The following is a 19,354-nucleotide window of genomic DNA, read 5'->3' on the forward strand; positions in this document are numbered from 1 at the left end:
CGGGACGATTTCACGCCGTGGCGGATAAAACCGCGCTGTCTCCGGAATCCTGGGCATAGCTCCCCGCGCTCTGTTGCCGGTAACTGGCCAAAGCCTCAGTGAAGATGCTTTTCAGCGTACCGGCGGTGATCGTATCGGACGTTGAAGATGATGACTTTTCGAGGGCGTCGATTACGGACTGCAACGTGGCCGCCACGGCATCCCTGGAGCTGCCGTCCTGGTCCTGGGACTGCTCCGGGGCCGGCCCGTGGGGCGGCCGCGACGAGAGTTTATCCTGAATGCCCGCAACGATGCTCCGGGCATCCTCCAGGCTGCCGGATTCCAGGGCCTCCGACAGGGTTTGCAGGTCCTTGCTGAACGGGTCATCGCTGCGGCCGCCGTTATGGGCCGAAAGATCCTCCTGCAGGGCGGCAAGCTCCTCTTTAGCCGCGGAAATGTCTCCCGACTGCAAAGCCGCCGCTAGGTTATCAAGCAGAGATTCCGGGCCCGATGCCGATGCTGAAGAGTTTTTCGCTTTCTCAAGGGCGGCTGTCAGCTCTTCGAGGCTGACGGTTCCATCCTGGTTGGTGTCCATGGCATCGAAAATGGCCGAGGCCTCGGTGCTGCTCTCCGATGAGTCCGATGACGAATTTGCTCTCTCACCCGGCGGTGGACCGGGAGGCGGCCCTTGCGGCGGCATCCCCTGGCTCTGCATCTGTTGTCCGAGCCTGGCAATGGCCGCATCGGACTCAAGCCTGCTGATGGCCCCGTCGCTGTCGGAATCAAGCTGGGAAAACAGAGTGTCAACGTTGGTACCGTCCTGATTTTCCCCGGACTTCGCCACCTGGCCCAGCTCATCCTTGGAGATGGTCCCATCGCCATTGGCGTCGGCCGTTTTGAACATCTCCTCCTGCATCCTCTGAAGCAGGGCGGCGCTCACTCCGCCGCCAATTCCACCTATTGAGCTTGTCATGCCTGAACTCCTTTCAGTCGCTGTAATTAAGTGATTTGCCGCTTCGCGGCCCGTTACACCCCTTTCACCTCCTCTCGCCCGTAAGATCTCTTTCCGGTTAGTCTTATCGGGCGGGAATAAGGAAGAAATGTGCAAAGAATAAGGAAATACCCTGCATTTTTCTCAATCGCCGGCATCGGGCGGCAACGGCCGCTTATCCGGAACGGGCCGGAGATTTTTCAGCAGTTCGCGCTGCTCCGCAGTCAAGATGGCGTTGATCCGGCTCTGGGTTCTTGTGCGGGACACGATCAGCTCCGTCTCTGCCCGAGCCTGGGCAACGGCGATGCTGCGCACGGCAGCCTCATCGAAGGTGGTCGCATCAGCCGCCGCCTGGAGCAGCTTCCGCTTTTCCCGCATCGTGTCCAAAAGCGGCCCGGCCTCTTCCCGCTCATCGTCAAGAACGGTCTTTATCCGGCTCTTCTGGGCGTCGGTCAGCTTGAGCGCCGCAGCCATGCGCAATACTCCACCCCCTGCCCCGCCATCCATTCCCGGCGGGGGAAATCCGGGGCCGTGCCCCGCCAGAACCGTGCCTGCGCCGGCCATGGAGGCCGCCAGCGCGACTGCAGCAATGAGTTTTCCTGTCATCGTCAGTCTCCTTTCTCTGCTTGAGCTGACACCCCGCTCCGGGGCGTCTTCAATGGCTGACTCCAGAGTTATCAAGAATCCGAGGAAAAAATGTGGACGAAATGAGGAAATGTGCCGGTGTTGAAAATGACCCCTTGCCCCGTGACCACAGGCCTGTGGTAAAAATAGACATGTACGGCATGGAGCGAACGGGGGAATACCGATGAAAACAGGAATAACTTACCGGCTGTTTCTGGCGATTCTGCTGGCCGCCAGCCTGGCGGTGGTCAGCATGGTCCTCATCATGCAATGGAGCCTCAGCCGGGGGTTTCTGCGCTACATCAACACCGTGGAGAAAAGCAGCGCCTCCCGGTTGGCCGCGAAGCTGGAAGATGGCTATGCCCGGGACCTGTCGTGGGATTTTGTGAGCCGTGACCCGTCCAGGTGGCGGCAGGTGGTAATCGCGTCTCTTCCGGAGGAAGGTCATCCTCCGCCGGAGGACGCCCCCCATGCTTCCCCGCCGCGCCCCCCCACCGGCGAGGACGGTCCTCCTCCACGGCTACTCCCTCCCCACCTGGCCCACAATTTTGCCCAGCGTTTGTTTCTGCTGGATGCCGGCCGGAAGATTCTGGTGGGCCAGGTGGCGGTCCCCGCCGACAGCGAGGCGACGCCCCTTCGCCATAACGGCCGCACCGTTGGTTTCCTGGGGCTTCTCCCCCGCACCAACCTCTCGGAAGGACACCAGCAGCGCTTTTTGAAGGAACAGCGCCTCGCCTTTGCCCTGGTTGCCGGAATCGTCGTCGCCCTTTCCGCCGGACTCTCCCTCATCCTGGCGAAACGGCTGGTGCGCCCGCTGCGGGAACTGGCGCTGGCAACCCATCAATTGGCTGCCGGGAGCTACTCGGTCCGCGTGCCGGTCTCCTCCCGTGACGAGGTGGGGCAGCTCGCCGCCGACTTCAACTCCCTGGCCCTGACCCTGGAAAAGAACGAGAAGGCGCGCCGCAACTGGGTGGCAGACATATCCCACGAGCTTCGCACGCCGGTGGCGATTCTCCAGGGCGAGATCGAGGCGCTCCTGGACGGCATTCGGCAGCCCACCCCCGACGCCGTCCACTCGCTCCACGTAGAGGTGCTTCGCCTCGGCAGGCTGGTGGACGACCTTTACCAGCTTTCCCTTTCCGACTTGGGGGCCCTAACCTACCGTAAAACCGACCTGGACCTGGCAGGGCTCCTGGCCGAGTCCCTAGCCACGTTCCATCCGGCATTCGAGGCCAAGGGGATATCCCTTTCCGGCGAGCTTCCCCGCCAAGGCCCGACGACCGCCTTCGGCGACGAGGAACGTCTGCGCCAGCTCTTCGCCAACCTTCTCTCCAATTCCCTGAACTACACCGACCACGGCGGGGAAGCGGCCGTAGGCCTGGGCTGCCGCGAGGGATACGCCACCATCGACTTCCAGGACTCCTCGCCCGGCGTCCCGGACCGGGATATGGGAAGGCTCTTCGAACGGCTCTACCGGGTGGAGGAATCCCGCAGCCGTGCGGCAGGAGGGGCGGGTCTCGGTCTCGCCATCTGCCGGAATATCGTCGAAGCCCATGGCGGCACCATAGAGGCGCAACATTCCCCACGGGGAGGTTTGTGGATCAGGGTGACCATCCCCCTGGCGGAGGGACATCAATGAAGGGCAGAGTCCTTATAGTGGAAGATGAGCCGAAGCTGGCCGGGCTCATGGGAGATTATCTCGAACAGGCGGGTTTCGATACGCACCGGCTGGAGAACGGGATTGAGGCGGTCCCATGGGTGCGGGAGCACGGGCCGGACATCATCCTTCTGGACCTCATGCTGCCCGGGCGTGACGGAATGGAAATATGCAGGGAGATCCGCTCTTTTTCATCCGTCCCGATCATCATGGTCACGGCCCGGGTGGAGGAACTGGATCGGCTCCTGGGGCTGGAGCTGGGAGCCGACGATTATATCTGCAAGCCATTCAGCCCCCGCGAGGTGGTGGCCCGGGTGAAGGCGGTACTGCGCCGGACCGGTGGCGCCCACACCACCATGGCCGCGGGCCTGGAACTGGACGAGTCCCGCTATCGGGCAACCTTCAACGGCCATGACCTTGAGCTCACCGCCGTGGAATTCAAGCTCCTGCACTTCCTGGCCGCCCACCCGGGGAGGATCTACGGCCGCCATCAGCTCATGGACCATATCTACCCCGATGAGCGGGTCGTGGCAGACCGCACCATCGACAGCCACATCAAAAAACTCAGGAAAAAGATCGACCGCGCCGGCCCCGGTACCGAACTGATTCACTCCCTTTATGGCGTGGGTTACAAGTTCGAGTATTCCGTCGCTCACGGGGGGAACCGTACTGCGTGAAAACGAAAAGAGGGCTACGGCATGCTCCGTAACCCTCTTAAGGCAGTTTCCGCTGTCAGGCGGCGGTTATCGATAGTTCTTCCGCCGGAACAATCCCGTCTTGAGCGACACGATCCGGTCCAGAAAGAGGATTCCGTCCAGGTGATCCATCTCGTGCTGGATGGCCACCGCCTCAAAACCGGTGGCGTTTATCTCCCGCGTCGCCCCCTCTCCATCCTGGAAGCGCACGGTAATGCCGGTGGCCCGCTCCACGTCGCCGGTGTAATCGGGGACGCTCATGCACCCCTCACGCATGATGGCGGCCCCTTCCCGATTGATTATCTCGGGATTCACCATGACGAGGAGGCCGTGGTTGTTCTCCTTGCCGTGACGGCTTGCGGAAACGTCCACCACGCAGACCCGGAGCGTGACGCCGATTTGCGGCGCGGCAACCCCCACGGATCCGGGACCGGCTCCCATGGTGTCCAGGAGGTCGTCGATGAGTCCCAGGATCTCGTCGTCGATAGCCTCTACGGCGTGGCTGACTTTCTTGAGAACGGGATGGGGATAACAGAGAATGGGCTGTACGGACATAGCTTCAGAGGGAGACCGGGGTGATTGACCGCACCGATATCTCCACTTTCAACTCCTTTTTAATCTCGTCAAGCATAGCCGCCACATCTTCGATGGCAATCTCCTCCGGCAGAACCGCCTCCAGCATCAGTACGTAGACCGGTTCTTCTTTGGTGCCCACAAGCTTCGTATTGAGATCGGTAATGTTCACCCTGCGCTCGGCCAACTCCCTGGTCACGCGGTAAACGATCCCCGGCTGGTCGGAACCGTAGACCGAAACCATGCAGAGCTCCCCCTGCGGGGCCTGGTACGCCACCTCGTCAATGGAGAGAGGCCGTGCCGCCACCGTAAGCCCCATTTCCTCCGCCAGTCCCCGGAATTCATCGAGGAGTTTCCCCTTGCTGAAGGGCTTTTCGTGGGAAACGATGAGGATCATTGAAAACTCGCCGCCAAGCATGGTGGAGCTGGAATCTTCGATATTACATCCAAGCCGGTAGAGCACACCGGCAGTGCCGGCCACGATGCCGGGGCGATCTTTCCCGACCACGGTGACGGCATAGTGGACGAGGGAATCCGTATTCTTCTTCTGCATCATGGAAGTCTCCTTCGAAAACGATCGATTCGGGTAGATGCCGCGGCAAGTCCACCAACTCTAGCAGATGGCTCCCGGAATGGCAAGATTACCCCCGCTCCAGGTCGTAAGGCCAGGTAAGGATTCCGCCATCCATGAACTTGACATCGCCGAATCCTGCCGCTTCCATGATTTTCTGGGCTTCATACCCCCGGAGGCTGATCTTGCAAAAGGTCACGATCTCCTTATCCTTCGGCAGCATCTCCATTTTTTCACGCAGGGCGCCAAGGGGGACCAGTTTCGCCCCGGCAATGCGAACCTCTGAATGTTCCCCCGGCGACCGGACATCCAGAAGGATGAAATCATCGCCCTCATCCAGCTTACGCTTGACTTCAGCCGGAGCGATACCGCGGGCATGGCCTTCAAGCTTGTTTCTGAGGATGTCTGCCGCCACAATGAGGTTGTCCATGGCTGCGGCATAGGGAGGGGCATAGGCAAGGTCGAGCTGGGCCAGTTGTGCGGCGGTGGCGCCGAAGGTAATGGCGGCCACGGCAGCGTCGATCCTCTTGTCCACCGCCCCGAGCCCCACCGCCTGGAGCCCGAGAATACGGCCGCTCTCTTTCTCCGCCACCAGTTTCAGGGCAATGGGCTTTGCGCCGGGGAAGAAATGGGCGCGGTCCGGCGCGGGCGCCAGCACCGTCTCCACCATGAAACCTGCGCTCCGGGCCTCGGTTTCGGTGAGGCCGGTCTTGCCGGCGTTCATGTCGCAAACCTTGACGATGGCAGTGCCGATGACGCCGGCAAAGGCGGCATCGCCTCCGGCAACGTTTATCCCCGCCACCCTCCCCTGCTTGTTGGCGGTGCTCCCCAGGGGAATGTGCACCTTTTGGCCCGTCACCAGGTGTGTTGTTTCGCAGCAATCGCCGCAGGCATAGATGGCGGGATCCGACGTCTGCATCCTTTCATTGACGGCGATGGCACCGGTGGCGCCGATTTCCAGCCCCGCCTCCCGCGCGAGCGTTACATTGGGTTTCACCCCGGGAGCCAGCACGACCAGTTTGGCAGGCACATTCCCAGCGGTAGTAGCTACGTTCTCCACCCTCCCGTTGCCGTCGAAACCTTCGACCGTGCACCCCACATGGATGGCAACCCCTTTCTCTGCCAGGTGTTTCTCCACAATTCTCGCCATCTCGGGATCGAGTACGCCGGGGAGCAACTGGTTCCGCATCTCCACCAACGTCACCGTTAAACCTCTTTCCAGGAGAGCTTCGGCCGTCTCAAGGCCGATCAGGCCTCCGCCGACTATGCAGGCACGGGTGCTGCTGGACGCCTTTTCCTTAAGAAGCTCCGCATCTTCTATGGTTTTGACCGTGAATATTCCGGATAGCTCCTTTCCTTTCAGGGGCAGGGTAACCGGGGAACTTCCCGTAGCCAGAACCAGCCGGTCGTATGAAAGCGTCCTGATTGCACCTGTACTATCCTCTCGCAGGCTTACGGTTTTCTCCTTTCGCCCGATGGCCACCGCCTCCATCCCGGTCAGCACCTCAACCCCCTTCACTTTGCGGAAGAAGGCTGCATCCCGCATCACTCCCACCGGAGTACTCATGAGCTCAGCCACTTCCTGGACAGTGTCGGAAACGTAATATGGAATGCCGCAAGCCCCGTAGGAAATGAATTCACCCCGATCGACAACCGTAATTTCCGCCCCCGGATCAATGCGCCGTGCTTTGGCGGCAGCCTTTGCTCCAGCCGCATTGGCGCCGATTATGACAATTCTTGTTCCCATGAAAACATCCCCTTTAACCATTCAGCGATATATACAAGAATATTAATATATTAATCATCATACCGCTAATTTACAAGACTTTATTCATAATTACCGCCTAACGACTTTCCGGCATCTTCAAGACGGCCTTACGACCATATTGAGCACGAAGCTGATAACACTGAAAGCGAGGGCTCCAAGAATGGCGCTCCCAACTCCCGCGACACCGAAGCCCGGAACGATCCAGGCGGCGATGGCAAAGACGGCAGCGTTCACCACAAGGGTGAAAAGCCCCAGTGTCAGGACCGTTACCGGCAGGGCAAAAAAGGAGATGACCGGCCGCAGCACTGCATTGAGAAAACCCAGGACCAGGGCCGAGATAAACAGGTTGCCGGTCCCCGCAACAGTGATTCCCGGCACAAGGCGTACTACGGCAAAGAGTGCCACGGCGTTGATTATGAGTTTCAGGACGAGTCCAATCATGATTTTTCGCCTCCTTTGCGTGCCGTCATTCGATTTTGGTTACAGATTGGAGCGCTTCCAGCAGTTCCTCCGGAAGACGTCTCGGCTTCATCCCCGGACGAACACAGACGAGGGTGACTCGCCCGCCAACCAGCGTCTTTCCGTCTTCCGCCCGCACCACACGCTGCTCAAGGGTGAATGAGGTCTTCCCCACTTCGACAACTTCGGTATCCACCCGGAGAAGGTCGTCAAGCACTGCCGGAGCCTTGAAGTCTATTTCCATGCGCACCACGGGAAATACCGCCCCCTGGTCTGCCAGCGCCCGCACCGACAGCCCCTTCCGGCGCAGGAATTCGCACCTCCCCCTTTCGAAGAAGCCCAGATACCGGGCATGATAGACCACTCCGCCGGCATCGGTATCTTCATAATACACACGAAACTCCATCAGACCCTCCCATGGCAAAAAAAAGAGGCCGGCGGCCTCTTTTAGCTCGGCATCCCGATGCCGTTATTTGAATTTCAGAACTACGCTGTGGACCTCGCCGGTCTCGCGCTCCCGGAGTTGCAGACGCAGATCCCGCGCAGTATCGGCCTCGGCCGGGAAAAACAGGAACCCGCTTGCGATACTCCCGGCAGGGAGGACTTTCCCTTCCAGCCCCTTGGCCCGAATATCGTTGATGATGGTCTGTTCCCGCTCCCCTGAAGTGCCACCTTTGACACCGCCTGCAACGGCGCCGCCGGCCCCGCCGATGGCGGCTCCCTTACCGAGAGCCTCGGCAACGTTCTGGCCGGTCACTATGCCGACGGCGGCTCCCAGAATTGCACCGCCCACAGCCCCGAGAACGGCACCTTTCCCGGCCTCGCTTCCGAAGAAGGAGGCAAACTGGGTCGATTTCTCGATCCGGTCGAGGGCTACGGCATTGGGGACAACCTGGAAGTATCGGTTCTGGTCATTGACAAGGAAGGTCTGGTTCGTGACGATCTCCAGATTCTTTGTTCCCTGGTTGGTCATGACCACTTGCACCGGAATCAGGCCGCTCCCCTTGATATCGAAACCGAAGGCCTCCTGGGCCGCCCCCTTATCGGCAAAGGCTTCCCCCCCGATGGTGACTCCGCTCACCACGAGGCGGTTCACGTAATCCTCTGCGGGCCGGAAACCGACGTACTGGCTCCGGTAAGGGGTGCAGGCGGAAAAGAGCATGAGCGGGATAATCATGGTCGCGCCTTTTTTAAGGATGGCATGTTTCATGTCTTGTTCACTCCTTGGCAGCATTGTCGATATGATAATGGATAGCTTATCACCCTTCGGCCCCAACGCAATTACGATCCAACGGATCAATATGCACAAAAAAGCGGCACCCATATTTGGCGTTTAATGGGCTTTCTCCGGCACAAGCAGGGCACAACCTACCTTTTAACCCAAAACAAACCAGGCCTGAAAATAGCGCGTTTTATGCGACTACCGTCTATTCGCCCGTTTTTCGTCCCATGACAATGAGGCACCGCCGGTCACCCGAGATCGGCAGGGGGAATTCCAGCATCTGACGGATCTCCAACCCGAGGATTTCCAGGGCCGGCCGGACCGTTCCGGCCTCCTCGCGCCCCCCCTGCCCTTTCATGGCAACGATGGTCCCGTTGGGAGCAAGTAGTGGAAGCGCCATGCGCACAAAAGCCGGGATATCGGAGAAAGCCCTGGAAACAATCCAGTCGAAGTGAAAGGCGTACCTTGCAGCCAGTTCCTCACCCCGGGCATGGATCGCCTCGAAGTGCCGCAATCCGAGGGTTCTACCAACATGGCGCTGAAAGATAATCTTCTTCTCCACCGCATCCACCGAAACCGCATCGATCCGGGAATTGACGATTGCGAAGGGAATGACCGGAAAACCTCCGCCCGAACCCAGGTCCAGAAGGCGCCCTTCATTTCCGATTACGCGGCTGATGGAGAGAGAATCGACAAAATGCTTGAGGGCGATCTCCCGCTCGGTGGTAATGGCGGTCAGGTTGATCTTCCGGTTCCACTTTTTCAGTTCATCGGCATAGAGAGCAAATTTCCCGATCTGGTCTGCGGTCAGTTCCACGCCGATCTGGGCCGCTCCACGCAGCAGCAGATCCTTCGCATCCTGATTCATGCTATCCTCGAGCCTTCAGTGCCAGGGCCAGTATGCCCACGGCCGCCGGGGTAACTCCCTGTATGCGGGAAGCCTGCCCAAGGGTATCGGGGCGAAACTTCACCAGCTTCTCGCGCACCTCGGCAGACAGGCCGGGGATGGCGATGTAGTCGAAATCGGCGGGAATGGCCGTCCCCTCCACTTTACGCGCCCGCTCTACCTGGTCCAGTTGCCGTTCAATGTACCCTTGGTATTTTATCTGGATCTCCACCTGCTCCCGAACCGCCGGGGGCACCTGCGCAGCCACGGGATCAATGCGGCAAAGCTCCTCATAGGTGAGGTCGGGACGCCGCAGAAGCTGCTCGTGGGTGAGCGCATTCTGCAGGTTGGCCATGCCGAACTCCTCCAGGAAGGCCGGATCGGCTTCGGAGGGAAGAAGCTTCGCCCCCTTGAGCCGCGAAAGCTCGGCACCGATCCGTTCCCGCTTTTCCAGGAACAGCCGGTACTCACCCTCACCCACCAGGCCAACCCTGTGCCCCACTTCCCGCAGCCTCAGGTCAGCATTATCCTCCCGCAGCAGCAACCGGTACTCGGCCCGCGAGGTGAACATCCGGTAGGGTTCCCGGGTGCCGAGAGTGACGAGGTCATCAATCATTACCCCGATGTAGGCCTCACTCCGGTCCAGCACCACCGGCGCCTCCCCCCTCACCCGAAGCGCCGCATTGATCCCGGCCATTAGTCCCTGTCCCGCGGCCTCCTCATATCCGGAAGTACCATTAATCTGGCCGGCATGGTAGAGGTTGCGAACCAGCTTCGTTTCCAGTGTCGAGTGGAGCTGAATCGGGTCCACGTAGTCGTACTCGATGGCATAGGCGGGCCGCATGATTTCCACGTTCTCCAGCCCCTCGATGCTCCGGTAGAAGGCCCACTGGACGTCGATCGGAAGGGATGTGGAAAGCCCGGAGGGGTAGTACTCCACCGTATCGCGCCCCTCGGGCTCCAGGAATGTCTGATGGCGGTCCTTTTCGGGGAACCGGACCACCTTGTCCTCAATGGAGGGGCAATAGCGGGGACCGATCCCCTCGATCACCCCGGCGTAAAGGGGGGAGCGGTCGAGGCCGGAGCGGATGATGTCGTGGGAGCGGGGGTTGGTGTAAGCAATGTAACACGGCACCTGGGGCTGGTCGATCCGCTCCGTGGAAAAAGAGAAAGGCACCGGCGGATCGTCTCCGTACTGCGGTTCCAGACGGGAAAAATCGATGGTGCGGCCGTCGAGCCGGGCCGGCGTCCCGGTCTTGAGACGCCCCACGGCAAACCCCAAGTCCCTGAGCTGGTCCGACAGTCCAACGGAAGGAAGGTCCCCTGCCCTTCCGCCCGGATAATGGGTAAGCCCCACATGGATGAGCCCCCGCATGAACGTGCCGGTGGTAAGGATAACGGTGGCTCCCCGGTAGCGGACCCCCACCTTGGTGTCAACGCCGCGCACTTCACCCTCTTCCACCACGATGCCGGTCACCTCGGCCTGCTTGAGGTGGAGCCGCTCCTGCTGCTCCATGATGTGCTTCATCCGGAGGCGGTAAAGCTGCTTGTCGGCCTGGGCCCGGGACGCACGAACCGCTGGCCCCTTGCGGGTATTTAGGATACGGAACTGGATGCCGGTGGCGTCGATATTCTTTCCCATTTCGCCGCCAAGGGCGTCGATCTCCTTGACGAGGTGCCCTTTGGCCAGCCCGCCGATGGCCGGGTTGCACGACATCAGCGCTATGGCATCCAGGTTGATGGTAAGGAGCAGGGTAGCACACCCCATGCGGGCCGCCGCCAGGGCCGCCTCGCAACCGGCGTGTCCGGCCCCCACCACAATGACATCGTATTTTTTATCGTAGTCGATGAATCCCATCTTTTTCGTGCAATCTCCATTCTGTTTCACGGGTGCTTTCAATGGATACAGCATCCCAGCGAATTAAACAGCGCAAACGCATAGTTATACGATTTGTTCCACGTGAAACATTCCCTGTTCATGCCACCTGTTCCGCACCGAGCGCACAACTACTTTCCGATACAGAACCTCGCAAATATCATATCAAGGATATCGTCCGGCGTTGTTTCTCCGGTAACCTCACCCACTGCATCGAGGGCTTCTCTCAGATCGACGGCCAGAATTTCCAGGTCCAGGCCCAGAGAAAGATTGTCGCGGAAAACGGCAACTTTTCCCCGCGCTTTTTCCAGAGCGTCCCTGTGCCGGGCCTGGGAAAGGGCCACGTACTCCCGGCTGTCAATGGCCCGGCCGTGAATGAATGTCTCGAAAATTGCCCCCCGCAGCTCTTCAATGCCGTCACCGGTGGAGGTGGAAATGTCAACGGTACGCATCCCTTCAAGTTCGCCGGGAAGATGAAGTAACCCTGGGAGATCTCTCTTGTTCACCACCACTATTGAGCGACGACCCGACAGCGCATCCAGAATCATCCGGTCATCATCATCAAATGGGCGTGAGCCGTCAAGGACGAAAAGGATGAGGTCGGCCTGGGGTATCTTCTCCAGGGTGAGCCGAACGCCTTCTTTCTCCACAATGTCTTCGGTTTCACGTATCCCTGCTGTATCGAGCATCCGGAGCGGAAGGCCCCGCACATTTACCACTTCTTCGATAATGTCGCGGGTGGTTCCGGGAACCGACGTTACAATGGCTCGTTTCTCCTGAAGAAGCGTATTGAGAAGGCTGGACTTCCCCACATTGGGCTTTCCGGCTATGAGTACCGACACTCCATCCCGGAGCACCCTCCCCTCGTCGAATCCGTCCAGAAGCTCTTCGATCTGTCCGAGAGCCTGCCGTACCTTTGCCTCGATCTCGACCTGGGCGGCCGGATCGATCTCTTCTTCTGGAAAATCTATGAACGCCTCCACAAGGGCAAGGCCGTGCCGAAGGAGACGCCGCACTTCGTTGAGCCGCTCCGAAAGCCTCCCCTCCCGCTGGTGCTGGGCTAAAGAGAGGGCCGCTTCGGTCTTGGAGCGAATGACGTCGATTATGGACTCAGCCTGAACCAGATCGATCCTGCCGTTCAGAAAAGCACGCCGGGTGAACTCCCCCGGCTCGGCCAGCCGCACACCGCACCGAAGCACCGCGTCCAGCACCCGCCTGGTAACCAGGTAGCCGCCATGACACTGGATCTCCAGGACATCCTCCATGGTGTAGGAGCGGGGCGCCACCATAAGGACCGCCATCACCTCATCAACGGCCTCCCCCGTGTCGGGGTCCTGCACGGCACCATAATAAAAACGGTGACTCTCGAAGTCACCGTTCTTGTTGCCCCGCCGCACCAACCGCCGGGCCAGGGCGGGGGCATCGGGACCGCTTATGCGGATTACCCCGATTCCCCCCTCCCCCACCGGCGTGCCTATGGCCGCTATGGTATCTTCGAAATACATGGTGTTCCTATTTTGCCTCGGCCGCTGCAATGCTCTTGTTGATATAGTACTGCTGAACAATGGTCAGCACGTTGTTCACGAGCCAGTAGAGGACAAGCCCGGAAGGGAAGTTCAGGAACATGAAGGTGAAGACAACGGGAAGTGCCATCATCATCTTCTGCTGCATCGGATCCATCTGGGATGGGGTCATCTTCTGCTGGATCACCATGGTAACACCCATGATAATCGGAGTCACGTAGTAGGGATCCTTGCCGGCGAGGTCCTGAATCCAGAGCATGAACGGCGCATGCCGCAATTCAATGGAAAACATGAGCGCCTTGTAGAGGGCGAAGAACACCGGTATCTGGACCAACATGGGGAGGCAGCCGCCAACCGGGTTCACCTTGTGGGTCTGGTAGAGCTGCATGATGGCCTTGTTCATGGCATCGCGGTCGTTTTTGTACTTTTCCCTCAACTCGGCCATTTTAGGCTGAAGCTTCTGCATTTCCTTCATTGACTTGTAGCTGGAATGGGTCAGAGGATAGAAGATAATCTTAATAATAACCGTGATGATGATGATGGCGATACCATAGTTATGGACGTACTTGTAAAAGAACTTGAGGCTGTGCAGGAGCGGTTTGGCCAGCATGGCGAACCAGCCGAGATCAATGGCCCGCTCCAGGCTGTTCCCCTGCCCCTTTAGAATGTCCAGGTCCTTGGGTCCGAAGTAGAGGCGATAGGCGACGGATTTAGTTTCGCCGGGGTTCAAGGAGGTCTCCGGTGCGGTTATGGTGTTCTCAAGCATCCCCCGCGGGGTACTGCGTACTGCGGCCGAAGCAATGCTCCCCCCCTGGGCCGCCACGGCCGAGAGGAAATACTTGTCGGCAAAACCACTCCACTGGGGAGCGCTATAGCTCTTCCCCTGGCCCGCCAGGTCCTTGATCTTCTCTTCCGTGAGCTTGTCCTGGGCAAAGGTGGCCGGACCGAAGGTTTCGAAGCGTGTCTCCTTGGCCCGGGGCACTGCCGGATAGGTCATGACGGTCTGGATTGCCGCGCCGGCCCGGGCCGCGCCGGAATTGGCCGTCTGGTAGGCCATATCGATGCCGTAGTTCCCGCCCTGGAAGGTATAGACCTTGCGGACCGTAACGCCGGCAGGCGATATCCAAGTGAAACTCAGTTCTTTCTTCTCTCCTGCCCCGACGGTCAGGGAATCGGCGCTCGGCACGAAGAGGGCCGATGGATCGAGGCCAATGCCGGCAGCACGGGTGGAGAGGGTGTAGGCGGACGGGTCGCGCTCTTCAACCAGGGTTACGTGTTTTCCTTGGGTATCGGCGGTTTCCCGATACTTTTTCAGGACAAGGCGGGTAAGGCTCCCACCTTGAGTCGAAAAGACCGCCGTATAATCAGGAGTATCGACGGTGATATCCTTCAGCGGGGCACTGACTGCCGTAGCAGCCACAGGCACGGCAGCCGCAACTGGTGGAACCGTTGCCGGAGCCGCAGTGGCCTGGGCACTGGTCACCGCTTGCTGAGAAGTGGTGGCCGGGGTCTCCTTTTTCGGCGGCGGAAAGAGGGCCGTATATCCGTAAAAGAAGAGAATAGAGAGTACAACCGCAATCAAAGCCCTTTTTTCCATGTCAGCTCCTGATGGATGATTACTTTACGGGATCGTAGCCACCGGGGTGGTAAGGGTGGCATTTTGCTATTCGCACGGCGCTGTACCACAGTCCCTTGAAAAGACCGTGTTTCATGAGCGATTCCTTGGCATAGGTTGAACAGGAGGGATAGAAACGGCAGGTGGGCCCCTTAAGGGGCGAGAGGTAACGCTGGTAGATGCCGATGACCTTTATGAGAATCTTCAGCATGATCGTGTAACGCCCGCGAGGCGCTCCACCGCCCGGTCCAGCTCCTGGCATACTCCGCGGTAGTCGAGCTTCTCAGCTCCCCTCCGGGCGATAATATTTATATCGAGGGGAGGAAACAGCGCTTTGTGGAGACGATAATACTCCCTTACAAAGCGCTTTATCCGGTTGCGGGTCACCGCATTGCCAACCTTGCGGCTCACGGTTATTCCTATCCGGCAGACAGAACCCGGGCCTGTTGTCCAAAGAACTAGAAAACAGGGGGTATTGATTTTACGCGCCCCATCCGAAAGTCTGAGAAAATCGGCCCGCTTCAGCAGGCGTTCGTCTTTGGTAAACGTGAACAGAGGAATCTCCCCCGCTCCATTTGTTCGCTTCCCGATGCCGGAAGTCAAACGAAGGATTACTTGCTGGCAATGGTTACCGCAAGACGCTTACGTCCCCTGGCGCGACGACGCTTTATAACGAGTCTGCCGTTCTTGGTGGACATCCGGACACGAAAACCGTGGGTCCGCTTCCGTGAAGTGTTGCTCGGCTGAAAAGTCCTTTTCATATGCTATCTCCTGAATCAGTGACATTTAGCTTATTATGCAAAGAAGTATCTTTAATCACAGCGGCATTTTTCTGTCAAGTATAAATTTACCTGCATACGGTACATTTGGCCTTGCAAACGACACATTCCTCTGCTAGTCTCCTCTATCCTGAGGCTATGTCCAGCATTCGCGAATCATTTGTTTTCCGCCCGTAACTCTTCAATTCATCTACAAAAATCCGGTTATAAACATCTGTTGACAAACATGTGCATAACTGGTCCCCGAGATCGTTCATTTATGGAAGACGTTTGGCTCCAGGCACAATCCAATCTGGCCAAGGTGCTCACCCACCAGACATACACCACTTGGATAGAACCGATCCGGTTTGCAGGAACCCGGAATAACACTCTTCTTTTGGAAGCGCCGAATCTGTTTATCCGGGAAAGGGTCAGGGAAAGCTATCTTCCCATGATTCTGGAATCGGTTCGCTCCCTCACCGACTCACACTTTCAGGTCGAACTCCAGATTGCGGCAAAACCCCAGGAAAAAACCCATAAAAGCTCTCGAAAAACAAATTCCGGCAACGAGCTCCAAGAGGTGGATCCGGAAAAACCCGCGCCTGTCGAGTTCTCCACTAACCTGAACACCAAATATACTTTCGAGACCTTTGTCTGCGGCGGCAGCAACCAGTTCGCCCATGCAGCAGCCCAGTCCGTGGCCAATAATCCGGCCGGCAAGTATAATCCACTATTCATATACGGCGGAGTAGGTCTCGGGAAGACCCACCTTCTGACAGCCATAGGCAACCAGGTTCTGGCCAAGAACCGCAAGGCAAGAGTTTGTTTCTATACCTCAGAAAAGTTCATGAACGAACTCATCAACTGCCTCCGGTACCAGAAGATGGACCAGTTCAGGAATAAATTCCGCAAGATGGATCTCCTCCTAATCGATGACATTCAGTTCATCGCCGGCAAGGAACGGACCCAGGAGGAGTTTTTCCACACCTTCAATGCCCTCTACGAGTCACACAAGCAGATCGTGGTCACCTCGGACAAGTTTCCAAAGGACATTCCCGGGCTGGAAGAGCGGCTTCGCTCGCGCTTTGAGTGGGGCCTCATAGCCGACATCCAGCCACCGGACACCGAAACCAAGGTAGCCATCCTCAGGAAAAAAGCCGAAAACGACGGTATTCTTCTACCCGACGAAGTGGCTCTTTTCCTTGCCTCCAGCGCCAGTACCAACGTCCGGGAACTGGAGGGAATGCTGATCCGTCTTGGAGCGGTATCAAGCCTGACCGGAAAAAACATTACCCTCGACATGGCCCGTGAAGTTCTGAAAGACATCATCGTCGACAAGACTAAAGAAGTTTCCGTGGAGATGATTCAAAAATACGTTGCCGACCACTTCAACATCAAGGTGGCTGATCTCAAGTCGGACAAGCGAACCAAGGCTCTCGTGGTTCCCCGGCAGATAGCAATATATCTCTGCCGGGATATGACAAAGGCCTCATATCCCGATATTGGAGACAAATTCGGAGGAAAAGACCATTCCACCATCATTCATTCCGTAAAAAAGGTGGACAAGCTTCTCACTCAGGATTTTGAGTTGAAAAATACCATTGAAACCCTACGCAAGGGGTTGTTGAGCTGAACTTGATAAACCTGTGGATGGTTTTGCATGTTATAAACAGCCGTGTAGCTATTATGATGCGGCCTGGTGAAAACCGGTTTTGAATCAACATTAAACGAGATGTAAAAAACTTCAAAATTCGGGTAGTTGTCGTGTTATCCACCAATTCACAGCTACTATTACTTTTACTGAACTAAAAAAAAGAATAAACATACTAATCTGCGTTGTTGAAAAGGAGGAGCGATGGAATTCAAAATCGACAAGGAAACCTTCCTACGGGCTCTTCAGAAAATCCAGGGTATCGTCGAAAAAAGAAATACCATGCCTATCCTCTCAAACGTCCTGATAGAGGCGTACGCCGACAGGATCGAGCTGACGGCTACGGACCTGGAAGTTGGGATGAAAAGCTCCTACGGAACTACCGTAACCAGAGAGGGACGGATAACCGTAGCTGCAAAAAAACTATATGAGATTGTCAAGGAGCTGCCGGAGGAAATAATTTCTTTTTCCACCAAGGAAAACGACTGGGTGGAAATTCGCTGCGGCAAAGCTCATTTCAGCATCGTCGGTCTCTCGCCGGAAGAGTTTCCCTACTTCCCTAAAGTGAACGAAGAGAGCCTCATCCGGATTGAAGGCGCTCTTCTGGCCGACATGATCGAGAAGACCTCCTACGCCATCTGCTTCGACGAAACCAAATACAACCTGAACGGCATTTTCGTTAAGGCTACCGTCGAAGACGACAAGCCGATCCTGAGAATGGTAGCCACTGACGGACACCGGCTTTCCATTGCTGAAAAGGAGTTCCATGGCGCAGTTGGGCCTGAAATGTCAAAAGGGGTCATTTTCCCCAAAAAAGGTATCTTCGAGCTCAAAAAGATCAGCGAGGAGGAATCGACCGAACTGGCCCTGGGCTTCATGGACAACAGTGCCGTGATAAAGAAAGGGAATACCGTAGTGGTAATGCGGCTTGTGGATGGCGAGTTTCCCGACTACACCCGCGTAGTGCCGGTGGCCAACGACAAGATCGTCACGGTGGCACGGGATCCATTTCTCCATTCGCTTCGCCGTATGTCGATCCTCTCCAGCGAAAAGTTCAAGGGTATCCGGATGGAGATCAACGGCGAGCAGATGATTATTTCCTCCAGCAACCCGGAGCTTGGGGAAGCATCGGAGGAACTGGAAGCCACCTACAGCGGCCCTCCTCTCTCAATACGCTTCAATGCCAAGTACCTCCTTGACGTTCTTGCCGTACTCAATGAAAACGACGTGGCTCTGGTCCTGCGCGATGAACTTTCTCCGGCAATCGTTAAACCTGCCGCAATGGACGGCTTCACTGCGGTGATCATGCCGATGCGCCTGTAGAAACCGTAAACGGCATGCCATGGAAGGCAAAGGCCGCTCCCCGGGAGAGGCCTTTTGCCGTTCTTTCGGCCGAAGAATCACCATGTTTGTAACGAAGATACAGATAAGTAACTTCAGGAATATTGCCCAGTCGGAGATCCTCTTCGACAGGCGCCTGAATGTTTTTTACGGAGCCAACGGCCAAGGAAAGACATCGGTTCTCGAAGCAATCTATCTGCTGGGTACCATGAAGTCGTTCCGTCTGGCCAAGACCCCCGACCTCGTTACCTGGAACGCTTCCCATGCACTGCTGCGGGGGTGGGCCGAACGGGATGGAGTCGGCAGGGAAATTGCGCTTTACCTGGGGAAGGAAGGGAGAAAAGCCAGGGTCGATCAGAAACCGGTGACCCGGCTGGCTGATTTTTTCGGCAATGTCAATGCCGTGGTATTTTCTCCGGAGGAGATCGCCATGGCCCGCAGCGGCCCGGATCTTCGCCGCCGTTACCTTGACCGGGCCATATTCAGCAGCGACCTGGGGTACCTGCTCCTCCATCATGAGTATCACCGGCTCCTAAAGCAGCGCAATGCCATGCTGAAACGTGGAAGCCGGGATGGGCTGGATATATGGACCGGCCAGCTGGCCGAAGCCGGCACCCGGCTCATGATAAAGCGAATTGAGTACCTGGCCGGGATAGAACCGCTGGTCCGGCGTTTTTACCGGGATATTGCCGGGTGCGATGAAGAGGCTGGCCTCGCCTTCCGACCGCATCTTACGAGCCCGGAACGGGTTGCCGCAGAGGGGAACGGCGCCTTGCTGGCGCTCTTTGAAGCCCATGAAGCCGAGGAACTCCGCCGGGGGACCACCGTGGTCGGACCCCACCGGGATGATGTGGACTTTGTCCTGAACGGCCGGGTGATCCGCACCCATGGCTCCCAGGGACAGCAACGCAGCTTTGTCCTGGCCCTCAAAATGGCCGAGATCGAGTACCTGGAGCGGCTGAACGGAGCCCCGCCGGTGCTGCTCCTGGATGACATATCGTCGGAGCTGGATCCGCAGCGCAACGAAAATCTCATGACCTTCCTCCGGGAAAAGCGGATGCAGGTCTTTATCACCACCACCGATGTTTCAACCCTCCGCCTGGCGGGGATTGCAACCCATGCGTCCTTTCACGTTTCACGTGGAACGGTAACGCCTTCATAGAGG

Annotated in this window: 20 protein-coding genes; 5 read left to right on the forward strand and 15 right to left on the reverse strand. The window is 57.8% G+C overall.

The genetic code is table 11. From position 1 onward, the window contains the following. Positions 1-10: 10 nt before the first annotated feature. Together JZM60_RS05385 and JZM60_RS05390 are read right to left on the reverse strand one after the other, a co-directional pair. Positions 11-952: an EF-hand domain-containing protein gene (locus JZM60_RS05385; RefSeq protein ID WP_207164486.1), complete on the reverse strand. Its 942-nt coding sequence runs from the start codon at positions 950-952 to the stop codon at positions 11-13. Between the two features lie 162 nt (positions 953-1,114). Next, a complete protein-coding gene (locus JZM60_RS05390; protein WP_207164487.1) occupies positions 1,115-1,576 on the reverse strand; it encodes a Spy/CpxP family protein refolding chaperone in 462 nt (153 codons plus the stop codon). A 202-nt stretch (positions 1,577-1,778) separates the two neighbouring features. Between JZM60_RS05390 and JZM60_RS05395 the strand changes: the two genes are divergently transcribed. Both JZM60_RS05395 and JZM60_RS05400 read left to right on the forward strand, forming a co-directional pair. Beyond that, complete coding sequence (locus JZM60_RS05395) at positions 1,779-3,233, forward strand: ATP-binding protein (protein ID WP_207164488.1); 1,455 nt, start codon at positions 1,779-1,781, stop codon at positions 3,231-3,233. After that, complete coding sequence (locus JZM60_RS05400; protein ID WP_207164489.1) at positions 3,230-3,928, forward strand: response regulator; 699 nt, start codon at positions 3,230-3,232, stop codon at positions 3,926-3,928. Before JZM60_RS05395 ends, JZM60_RS05400 begins: the two co-directional genes overlap by 4 nt. Positions 3,929-3,994: 66 nt before the next feature. Here the strand turns inward: JZM60_RS05400 and def are convergent, their stop codons facing one another. From def to rpmH, 13 genes are all read right to left on the reverse strand, one after another. Continuing rightward, positions 3,995-4,501 (reverse strand): peptide deformylase, encoded by a 507-nt coding sequence (def, locus tag JZM60_RS05405; RefSeq protein WP_207164490.1) that lies wholly within the window; start codon positions 4,499-4,501, stop codon positions 3,995-3,997. A 4-nt stretch (positions 4,502-4,505) separates the two neighbouring features. Further along, positions 4,506-5,075: a glycine cleavage system transcriptional repressor gene (locus tag JZM60_RS05410; protein ID WP_207164491.1), complete on the reverse strand. Its 570-nt coding sequence runs from the start codon at positions 5,073-5,075 to the stop codon at positions 4,506-4,508. An 85-nt stretch (positions 5,076-5,160) separates the two neighbouring features. Then, entirely contained in the window at positions 5,161-6,837 is a 1,677-nt protein-coding gene (locus tag JZM60_RS05415) for an FAD-dependent oxidoreductase (protein ID WP_207164492.1), read from the reverse strand. A gap of 117 nt (positions 6,838-6,954) precedes the next feature. Further along, on the reverse strand, positions 6,955-7,299 hold the full coding sequence (locus JZM60_RS05420) for a phage holin family protein (RefSeq protein ID WP_207164493.1): 345 nt from the start codon (positions 7,297-7,299) through the stop codon (positions 6,955-6,957). Between the two features lie 25 nt (positions 7,300-7,324). After that, positions 7,325-7,723 (reverse strand): tol-pal system-associated acyl-CoA thioesterase, encoded by a 399-nt coding sequence (gene ybgC / locus JZM60_RS05425; protein ID WP_207164494.1) that lies wholly within the window; start codon positions 7,721-7,723, stop codon positions 7,325-7,327. 63 nt (positions 7,724-7,786) lie between these two features. Then, a complete protein-coding gene (locus JZM60_RS05430; RefSeq protein WP_207164495.1) occupies positions 7,787-8,527 on the reverse strand; it encodes a glycine zipper family protein in 741 nt (246 codons plus the stop codon). Positions 8,528-8,744: 217 nt separating this feature from the next. Continuing rightward, the gene (rsmG, locus tag JZM60_RS05435) at positions 8,745-9,407 is read right to left on the reverse strand and encodes a 16S rRNA (guanine(527)-N(7))-methyltransferase RsmG (RefSeq protein ID WP_207164496.1); all 663 of its coding nucleotides are present in this window, start codon (positions 9,405-9,407) and stop codon (positions 8,745-8,747) included. 1 nt (position 9,408) lies between these two features. Continuing rightward, positions 9,409-11,283, reverse strand: coding sequence for a tRNA uridine-5-carboxymethylaminomethyl(34) synthesis enzyme MnmG (mnmG, locus tag JZM60_RS05440; RefSeq protein WP_207165497.1), 1,875 nt, complete (start codon positions 11,281-11,283; stop codon positions 9,409-9,411). A 149-nt stretch (positions 11,284-11,432) separates the two neighbouring features. Further along, positions 11,433-12,806 carry a tRNA uridine-5-carboxymethylaminomethyl(34) synthesis GTPase MnmE gene (gene mnmE / locus JZM60_RS05445; protein WP_207164497.1) on the reverse strand — a complete coding sequence of 458 codons (1,374 nt, stop codon included), beginning with the start codon at positions 12,804-12,806 and terminating at the stop codon, positions 11,433-11,435. A 7-nt stretch (positions 12,807-12,813) separates the two neighbouring features. Beyond that, the gene (gene yidC, locus JZM60_RS05450) at positions 12,814-14,421 is read right to left on the reverse strand and encodes a membrane protein insertase YidC (RefSeq protein ID WP_207164498.1); all 1,608 of its coding nucleotides are present in this window, start codon (positions 14,419-14,421) and stop codon (positions 12,814-12,816) included. A gap of 19 nt (positions 14,422-14,440) precedes the next feature. Further along, positions 14,441-14,650: a membrane protein insertion efficiency factor YidD gene (gene yidD / locus JZM60_RS05455; protein ID WP_207164499.1), complete on the reverse strand. Its 210-nt coding sequence runs from the start codon at positions 14,648-14,650 to the stop codon at positions 14,441-14,443. Further along, on the reverse strand, positions 14,644-14,994 hold the full coding sequence (gene rnpA / locus JZM60_RS05460) for a ribonuclease P protein component (RefSeq protein WP_207165499.1): 351 nt from the start codon (positions 14,992-14,994) through the stop codon (positions 14,644-14,646). The genes yidD and rnpA overlap by 7 nt, the downstream gene beginning before the upstream one ends. Positions 14,995-15,050: 56 nt before the next feature. Continuing rightward, on the reverse strand, positions 15,051-15,200 hold the full coding sequence (gene rpmH, locus JZM60_RS05465; protein ID WP_207164500.1) for a 50S ribosomal protein L34: 150 nt from the start codon (positions 15,198-15,200) through the stop codon (positions 15,051-15,053). A 277-nt stretch (positions 15,201-15,477) separates the two neighbouring features. On the opposite strand from rpmH, the gene dnaA reads away from it, so the two are divergent. The 3 genes from dnaA to recF all read left to right on the forward strand — a co-directional run bounded on the left by dnaA (position 15,478) and on the right by recF (position 19,351). After that, positions 15,478-16,830: a chromosomal replication initiator protein DnaA gene (dnaA, locus tag JZM60_RS05470; RefSeq protein ID WP_207164501.1), complete on the forward strand. Its 1,353-nt coding sequence runs from the start codon at positions 15,478-15,480 to the stop codon at positions 16,828-16,830. 222 nt (positions 16,831-17,052) lie between these two features. Beyond that, positions 17,053-18,171 carry a DNA polymerase III subunit beta gene (gene dnaN, locus JZM60_RS05475; protein WP_207164502.1) on the forward strand — a complete coding sequence of 373 codons (1,119 nt, stop codon included), beginning with the start codon at positions 17,053-17,055 and terminating at the stop codon, positions 18,169-18,171. Between the two features lie 82 nt (positions 18,172-18,253). Then, positions 18,254-19,351 carry a DNA replication/repair protein RecF gene (gene recF, locus JZM60_RS05480; protein ID WP_207164503.1) on the forward strand — a complete coding sequence of 366 codons (1,098 nt, stop codon included), beginning with the start codon at positions 18,254-18,256 and terminating at the stop codon, positions 19,349-19,351. Positions 19,352-19,354 lie beyond the last annotated feature (3 nt).

The organism is Geobacter benzoatilyticus (genome assembly GCF_017338855.1).
In the GTDB taxonomy this organism is placed as follows: Bacteria; Desulfobacterota; Desulfuromonadia; order Geobacterales; family Geobacteraceae; genus Geobacter; species Geobacter benzoatilyticus.